Origin of the sequence: Clostridium sp. CAG:43 (genome assembly GCF_000434655.1) — a bacterium.
Classification (GTDB): Bacteria; Bacillota; Clostridia; order Lachnospirales; family Lachnospiraceae; genus Otoolea; species Otoolea fessa.
In genome coordinates this window covers 38329-46309 of sequence record NZ_FR895110.1, presented here as the reverse complement: position 1 = coordinate 46309, position 7981 = coordinate 38329, and the positions used below count along the sequence as shown (strand labels likewise).

The window sequence follows — 7981 nt, the reverse complement described above, 5'->3', positions numbered from 1 at the left end:
CACCAGCCTCATGCGGTTGCTCTTTGGTCAATTCTTTTTATCATTCCGTTTGCGATGCGTTACAGTGCGGGGACAGCACTGGAAACGGTTCTGGAATGCCTGGTCAATGACTATTTGACCTTTATTATTTTGTTATTTGGACTTTTCTGCGTTGCCGGTAATATCACGATGTCCGGTGACCTGGCAGGTTCTCCGCGTGTCAATGTGGGATTACTGGCACTGGGAACCCTGCTTTCAAGCTGGATCGGTACGACCGGTGCCAGTATGCTGATGATTCGTCCGGTTGTCAAGATGAATGCATGGAGAAAGAAGAAACGTCATATCATTATCTTCTTTATTTTCCTTGTATCCAACATCGGCGGATGTCTGACCCCGATCGGTGACCCGCCTCTGCTGATGGGCTTCATGCGCGGCGTACCGTTCTTCTGGAGCTTACATCTGGCGCCGATCTTATTCTTCAATATGCTGGTGTTGCTGACAATCTTCTATTTTATTGATAAGAGGGCATATCGTCAGGATATCGCGAGCGGTCTGAAACCGGATATCAGCAAACCGGGTACCGAAGTAAAGCTGCGCGGCGCGCACAACCTGATTTTCCTGGTTATGATCGTGGCAGCCGTTATTTTAAGCGGTACCTTACCGTCCATGCCGCAGTTTCAGGATGCAGCCGGAAAGGTGCTTGGCATCCACCTGTTTGGAGAGGTAGAATTAAGCTATCCGGCCATCATTGAGATTGTGATCATTCTGGCGGCAGCCTTCCTGTCCTTCAAGACCACGAAGGTTGAGATCCGCCGTGAGAACCACTTTACCTGGGGCGCGATTCAGGAGGTTGCGGTTCTGTTTATCGGTATTTTCATCACGATGCAGCCAGCCCTGATGATTCTGAAAGCAAATGGCGCGAACCTGGGCATCTCCGAGCCGTTTGAAATGTTCTGGGCAACCGGTCTGCTGTCCAGCTTCCTGGATAACACGCCGACCTATCTGGTATTTTTAACAACGGCAGGTGCGCTTGGATTTACGGAGGGCATGGTGACGACGTTAGGAACGGTTCCGATCAAGATGCTGATGGCGATCTCCTGTGGTGCGGTATTTATGGGTGCGAACACCTATATCGGAAATGCACCGAACTTCATGGTTAAGTCGATTGCGGATGAAAACGGTGTGCGTATGCCGTCCTTCTTCGGATATCTGCTCTGGTCGTTCGGTATTCTGGTTCCGGTCTTTGCACTTGATATGCTGTTATTCTTTTTATAGGGGGTGAGTGACGATGAGCAACAATCAGGAACATACCAATACAGATAATATGGAAAATCAGACGCAGCAGGCGCTTGAAAAGGACAGCGCCCAGTATGCGAATGAAGTAACGGGTGCGGAAAATGCAGCCGAAAAGGATTCAGCAGGGAAGAAGCCGGGCAGCACGGTGCCTGGAAGAGATGAAAAACGAATCCGTGAACTGGCGGAGAGTATTTACGATCTGGATGCGGAGGTTTATGCACAGTTAGGTTCTTCTCTGGGACGTGTTTTCAACCGTGACCGGAAGCGCTGCGTGGATGAGCTGACTCATCTGATGCTGACACGCCCGCAGGGTAACCTGGTTCGAAGTGAGATTGCCTTGATCGGAAACATGGCGCGTACCATCGAGAATAAGGAAGAGCGGAAGCTCGTCATGACCGAGTACAACCGGATTCTGACCGAAGTCATGAGTCTGCCGACCAGTTTCGCGAGCGGCGACGTTATCAACGCAGAGCTGGCGAAGCTGAATACATTTAACCTGAAAAACCGTTTCTCCGAAAATGACCACCTGATCGTATGTATCAGCTGGACCTACGGAAGCGGCGGTGTAAATATCGGATTTAAGCTGGCAGATAAGCTGAAAATCAATTTCTACGACGCGGAGATCTTTGAAGCGGTTCTGAAACGTCTCGAGGCTCAGAAGGATTCTATACAGGATTCTGTCAGCTACGGAATCAAGCCGGGAATCAAGAAAGAGCCGGCGCACGATCAGGATGCCAATGTAAACCCGAGTGAGGCATTCATCCCGGAGCGTCATCTGACCCTGCGCCAGCGCATGCGCGAGTTCAGCCGTTTCCACGGACTGCCGAAGCGTGATGCGGTCTTCTTCAACGAGAGCGACCTTCTGGTTGACATGGCGAAGAAGGAAGATTTTGTTATTCTGGGACGATGCGGAGATGCTATCATGGCAAATAACAACATCCCGCATATCAGTATCTACATCACGGCGCCGTTTGAGCAGCGTATCAAACGTGCGATGGAGATTGATAGCTCCCTGACGGTCAAGCAGGCACGCCATATGTTAAAGCATCTGGATCATGTCCATAGCCAGTACTATCATTACTATACAAACCGAAACTGGGGACATTCCAACAACTATGATCTCTGTATCAACAGTGCCAGCTACGGTATCGATGGAACCGTGGATTTCATCTATCGGATGATCACGGCGCGGGAAGAGGATAAATAAGAGAACGGCTGAAGATGATGGGAGTCAGCGAAAGACAACAGACGCTGCTCCCAGATTCTTCGGTCGTTTTTTAACATTTATAGTTTACTGCCAATAGGATGTATAACTAAAAAGATTCAGAATTTTTGCGGCGGAATACTTGCAAATTTGAGGGAAAGCCAGTATACTAGGTACCATATCACAGGGAAGTCCTTCGAAAGCGGGAGATTGGAAGAGGCATCCTTCTCGAAAGGAGAAATAAATTATGGAAGAAAGAATGATGCGCCGCGTAGCGGATTCAGCTGTTATCCAGACACAGCTTGTATTAAATAGTCACTTAAATGGTGCTGGTCGTTTGTTTGGCGGTCAGCTGATGGAATGGATCGACATTGTAGCGACCGTTGTTGCGCGCCGCCACGCGCACTGCAATCCGACAACTGCATCGGTTGATAACCTGCAGTTCAAAGAGGCAGTCCACCTGAACAATACCCTGATTATCGAGGGTAAGCTGACTTATGTCGGCAGAACCTCCATGGAAGTGCGCGTCGATACATTCGTAGAGTCTTTAAGCGGCGCGCGTAAACTGGTTAATACCGCTTATGTGGTTATGGTAGCGCTGGATGAAAACGAGCATCCGATGGAAGTTCCGGGACTGCTTGTCGAGACCGATGAGGAGAAGGCAGAGTGGGAAGCTGGCGTGAAGAGAAATGACTTGCGGAAACACCGCCGTGCGGAGAACTACTAATCGGCAGTGTTTTTGTTTGGGAAAGGGAATTTGCATAAACCGGAAACAGATGTAATAAGATGTAAAAAACGTTCTCAGGGGAACTCCCATGAAGGAATATATCGAGGAACGGGCGGTTGCGATCGCTAATTACATCATAGACTACAATGCGACAGTGCGGCAGGCAGCCCGGAAATTTGGGATCAGTAAATCTACCGTGCATAAAGATGTGGCCGAGCGCCTTTCCCATATCAATCCGCCGCTTGCATCCCGGGCGCGTGTGGTACTGGACATCAACAAAGCGGAACGCCATATCCGGGGCGGGATGGCGACGAAAGAAAAATATGAGCATGAGCACCAGCTGCGCGCGTGCAGCCGGGACGAGGAATAGAAAAGCTGGTAAAATTGGAGCTGAAAGCAGAAAAAGGGGCATTCCGCCTGGACGGGCGGAGTGCCATTTTTTCTGCTTCATTGCAAACTATTTCAAAATATGATATAGTAGCTTCGATTCATAAAGCTATATATCAGCCAGATTCAGGCATTATGGCAGCGTAGGAGGAACGGGAAAATTCTGAATTGAAAGATAAAAAACAAAGAGGAAGAATGATAGATGGAACCAAGACAGGCAATCCTGGTAGTCAGCTTCGGGACAAGCTACAATGACAGCCGAGAAAAGACGATCGGAGCGGTTGAGCGTGCAGTGGCGGAGGCATTTCCGGCATATGAGGTGCGCCGGGCATTTACCAGCCAGAGGATCATTGATAAATTGAAAAAGCGGGATCAACGGTCGATCGACAATTTGAAGGAGGCACTTGACCGGGCAGCAGCCGATGGGATTAAAAGTCTGATTGTGCAGCCGACCCATCTGATGGATGGATTTGAATACATGGATGTAAAAGCGGAAGTGGAAGCGAATCAGGGGCGTTTTGAACGGCTGGCGCTGGGGGCACCGCTTCTTGCCAGTGAAGCGGATCTGGATGCGGTGATTCGGGCGATGGCAGGAGAATTGGACGGATATGACGATGGAAAAACGGCACTCTGTCTGATGGGGCATGGGACGGACGCGGCTTCCAATCAGGTGTATCAGAAGTTGCAGGATAGGATGATCGCGGGAGGCTATGCAAATTATTACATCGGAACCGTGGAAGCGCAGCCGGATTTACAGGCGGTGATCGAGAAATTGGGCGCGCAGAAACACTATCAGAGGGCGGTGCTGCAGCCGCTCATGGTGGTTGCAGGCGACCATGCGAATCAGGATATGGCAGGTGAAGAGGAGGATTCCTGGAAGAGCCGCCTGGAACGTGCCGGATACCAGGTGGAATGCCGCATCCGGGGACTGGGAGAGGTTGAGGCGATCCGGAAGCTGTATGTGGCGCACGTGAGAGAGGCAGAGTGGGAAAAATGAAGAAAATAGGATGGATAACGGGAAAGAAAAGGTTACTGTACACGGGTAGGCACTTTTGGAACCGAAAGTGCCGTAAGAAAACGTGGTGGCAGCAGGAATTTGCCGTATTTAAATGCGAAGCCACGGCAAATTCCGTTACTGGGCACGTATGCGTGAACAGTAACAAGAAAATGGCACTTAGGATGGCAGGGCTGTCGCTTATGGGGGTGCTGCTCTTGAGTGGCTGTGGAAATACGGGAAAGAGTGCGGTGGCGGCAGCGTCGTCTACATCTGCCAGTGAGACATCCAATGAGGCGGGTAAAGGTTCGAAAGTGTCCCAGCCGGCAGAAAACGTGGATGCACAGGTGGAGGAGGCATCACTTCCACAGCCGGGTGAGGCGATCAGTGCGTCCCTGACCTGGAAATCGCGGATGGAGCTTGCCTATGCGACCCAGTTTGCGGTCGATACCTATGAGGATGCGGAAGGGATGCAGTACGAAGCAGTTTCGGTTGCGGATGGAAGCCGTTTTCTTCTGATTCCAGAGGGCGGAAAGGTGCCGGAAGATCTTCCGGATTCGATCCAGGTGCTTAAGCGCCCGGTCAAACAGATTTATCTGGTAGCGACCGCGACCATGGATATGTTCCGGATGCTGGGAGCGCTCCCGGATATCCGGTTTTCGGGAACCGATGCGTCGGGCTGGTACATCCCGGAGGCAAAGGAGGCGATGGAGAATGGGGCAATTCTCTACGCAGGCAAGTACAGCGAACCGGATTATGAGCGGATCGTCTCGGAGGGCTGCGGTCTGGCAATAGAAAATACGATGATTCTCCATTCGCCGGAGGTAAAAGAAAAGCTGGAAAGCTTCGGAATCCCGGTGCTTGTGGATCATTCCAGCTACGAAGCACATCCGCTGGGGCGGACGGAATGGATCCGCCTGTATGGAGTGCTGACCGGAAAAGAAAAAGAGGCGGAAGCGGCATTTGCAAAGCAGGAAGCGGCGTTGCAGCGTGTTACAGAAGAAGGTTCGGATGCGGAGAACGCAGGCGGGAGCGTAAAAACAGAACAGACGGCACAGGCGGAAAAGCCGTCGGCGGCATTTTTCTATATTACGAACCAGGGCAGCGTGAACGTGCGCCGTTCCTCTGATTATATACCGAAAATGATAGAATTAGCGGGCGGCAGATACATATTCGGGCATCTGGGGGATGACGGAAAGCGGTCTTCGACCGTCAATATGCAGATGGAAGAATTTTATGCAGCCGCGAAAGAATCCGATTATCTGATTTATAACAGTACAATCGACGGGGAGATTCACTCAATTTCGGAGCTTTTGGCAAAAGCGCCGGTTCTCAAGGATTTCAAGGCGGTACAGGCGGGAAATGTCTGGTGCACGACGAAGAATCTCTATCAGGAATCCATGTCGGTTGGAGCAATGCTGGAAGATATCCATGCGATTTTCAGCGGAAGCCAGGAAGATGGGACATATCTGTATAAATTGCAGTCGTGAGGAAGGAAAGTGTAATAAAGATAGATAGGAGAAACGATGCGTTCAGTACCAGAAGCAAACAGACAAAAACAGGAAAAAAAACAAAGAAACCTGGCGCAGGCAGGCAGACAGGTGCGGATCGCAGGCGCATTTCTGCTTCTGATCGTGCTTCTGCTCCTGTCGCTTATCTGGAGTGCCTGTTCAGGCAGTGTATCGGTTCCGATCATGGAATTTTTACAGGAACTGCGGGAGCCTAAGCTGCGTGGAATGGCGTGGACGATCATCTGGGAGATCCGTCTGCCGCGCGCGCTGGCGGCGCTGATCCTTGGCGGGGCGCTAGCACTGTCAGGGTATCTGTTACAGACCTTTTTCCACAATCCGATCGCGGGTCCCTTTGTGCTGGGAATTTCTTCCGGTTCAAAACTTTTGGTGGCACTTGTGATGGTCGGATTTCTGGAATGGAATATTACGATCAATTCGGGGATGCTGGTGGCAGCGGCATTTGCCGGAGCGCTTCTCTCTATGCTGTTTGTGCTCCTGGTCGCGCGGAAAATGGAACAGATGGCAATGCTGATCGTCGGGGGCGTGATGATCGGCTATATTTGCTCGGCAATCACGGATTTTGTTGTGACCTTCGCCAGCGATGCGGATATTGTCAACCTGCATAACTGGTCGCGCGGAAGTTTTTCTGGTATGACCTGGGAAAATGTGGCAGTCATGGCGGGCGTGACCTTTGTCTCAGCGGCAGCGGTGTTTCTGTTATCCAAACCGATCGGCGCATACCAGATGGGGGAGACGTATGCGAAAAGTATGGGAGTCAATGTCGCACATCTGCGTTTCTTTATGGTGATTTTGTCCAGCATCTTATCTGGCTGCGTAGCGGCATTTGCCGGTCCGGTTTCCTTTGTTGGAATCGCGGTTCCGCATCTGATCCGCTGGCTGTTTGCCGATACAAGACCGCTGGTGCTGATTCCGGGCTGTTTCCTGGGCGGAAGCGTGTTCTGCCTGTTCAGCGACTGGCTGGCGCGGACGGTCTTTGCCCCGACGGAATTGAGCATCAGCACGGTAACAGCTGTCTTCGGTGCGCCGGTCGTGATTTTTGTGATGATGCGGAAACATCGAAAGAGCACCTGAAGCATAGAGCAGCAGAGGAGAAAATACCATGAATCCAGAAACTGAGGAGAAGATCTACTTTTATACAGAGGACTTACAGGTTGGATACGGTGGAAAACAGATCTTAAATCCAGTCCGGATCGGGATAAAGAAGGGTGAGATCCTGACTTTAGTCGGACCGAATGGAGCCGGAAAATCGACCATTTTAAAGAGTGTCGCCGCGCAGCTTCCCCCTCTGGGAGGTGCGGTTTACCTGGACGGCGCGGACCTTCTGGGAATGAAGGGAACGGAGCGCGCACGGCGGATGGCGGTCATGTTTACGGAAAAGGTCCATGCAGAGTGGATGACCTGCCGGGATGTTGTGGCAGCCGGGCGTTATCCGTACACGGGGCGGTTTGGTGTCCTCTCGGAGGAGGACTGGAAGGCAGTTGATGAGGCGATGGAGGCAGTGCAGGTATCAGAGCTTCGGGAGCGGGACTTCCAGACGCTCAGCGACGGTCAGCGGCAGCGGGTGATGCTGGCGCGGGCGCTCTGTCAGGAGCCGGAACTGTTGCTTCTCGATGAGCCGACTTCCTATCTGGATATCCGTTATAAGCTGGAATTTATGTCGGTCTTGCAGGAGCTGGCGCGCCGCAAGAAGGTGGCAGTCATTTTATCCATTCATGAACTTGATCTGGCGGAGCGCGTCTCTGACTGGGTGCTGTGCGTCAGCCCGGGGCAGGAAAGTCAGTTTGGACGCCCGGAAGAGATGCTGACTCCGGAACATCTTTCCGAGCTTTTCCAGGTCGAGGAAGGGCGCTTCCGTCAGACAG

At 51.7% G+C, this 7981-nt stretch carries 9 protein-coding genes; all 9 read left to right on the top strand.

The features are described from left to right. Positions 1–1254, top strand: a 1254-nt coding sequence (locus QVO97_RS10705) for a sodium:proton antiporter (protein ID WP_288189661.1), incomplete at its 5' end; no start/stop codon positions are given. 13 nt (positions 1255–1267) lie between these two features. Beyond that, positions 1268–2482: a cytidylate kinase-like family protein gene (locus tag QVO97_RS10700; RefSeq protein WP_022360314.1), complete on the top strand. Its 1215-nt coding sequence runs from the start codon at positions 1268–1270 to the stop codon at positions 2480–2482. A gap of 244 nt (positions 2483–2726) precedes the next feature. Next, positions 2727–3206, top strand: a complete 480-nt coding sequence (locus QVO97_RS10695; protein ID WP_022360313.1) for an acyl-CoA thioesterase — start codon at positions 2727–2729, stop codon at positions 3204–3206. Between the two features lie 88 nt (positions 3207–3294). Further along, a complete protein-coding gene (gene spoIIID, locus QVO97_RS10690; RefSeq protein WP_022360312.1) occupies positions 3295–3576 on the top strand; it encodes a sporulation transcriptional regulator SpoIIID in 282 nt (93 codons plus the stop codon). A 14-nt stretch (positions 3577–3590) separates the two neighbouring features. Then, a complete protein-coding gene (locus QVO97_RS10685; RefSeq protein ID WP_288189658.1) occupies positions 3591–3740 on the top strand; it encodes a hypothetical protein in 150 nt (49 codons plus the stop codon). A 55-nt stretch (positions 3741–3795) separates the two neighbouring features. Beyond that, complete coding sequence (locus QVO97_RS10680; RefSeq protein ID WP_022360311.1) at positions 3796–4590, top strand: sirohydrochlorin cobaltochelatase; 795 nt, start codon at positions 3796–3798, stop codon at positions 4588–4590. A 152-nt stretch (positions 4591–4742) separates the two neighbouring features. Beyond that, entirely contained in the window at positions 4743–6077 is a 1335-nt protein-coding gene (locus QVO97_RS10675) for an ABC transporter substrate-binding protein (RefSeq protein WP_288189656.1), read from the top strand. Between the two features lie 36 nt (positions 6078–6113). After that, entirely contained in the window at positions 6114–7190 is a 1077-nt protein-coding gene (locus tag QVO97_RS10670) for a FecCD family ABC transporter permease (RefSeq protein WP_022360309.1), read from the top strand. A gap of 28 nt (positions 7191–7218) precedes the next feature. Continuing rightward, the coding region (locus QVO97_RS10665) for an ABC transporter ATP-binding protein (RefSeq protein ID WP_288189655.1) at positions 7219–7981 on the top strand (763 nt) is incomplete at its 3' end.

Bases quoted from the DNA above. Each gene is read 5' to 3' on its own strand.
- QVO97_RS10700 (WP_022360314.1), top strand. From the start codon at position 1,268: ATGAGCAACAATCAGGAACATACCAATACAGATAATATGGAAAATCAG.
- QVO97_RS10695 (WP_022360313.1), top strand. From the start codon at position 2,727: ATGGAAGAAAGAATGATGCGCCGCGTAGCGGATTCAGCTGTTATCCAG.
- spoIIID (WP_022360312.1), top strand. From the start codon at position 3,295: ATGAAGGAATATATCGAGGAACGGGCGGTTGCGATCGCTAATTACATC.
- QVO97_RS10680 (WP_022360311.1), top strand. From the start codon at position 3,796: ATGGAACCAAGACAGGCAATCCTGGTAGTCAGCTTCGGGACAAGCTAC.
- QVO97_RS10670 (WP_022360309.1), top strand. From the start codon at position 6,114: ATGCGTTCAGTACCAGAAGCAAACAGACAAAAACAGGAAAAAAAACAA.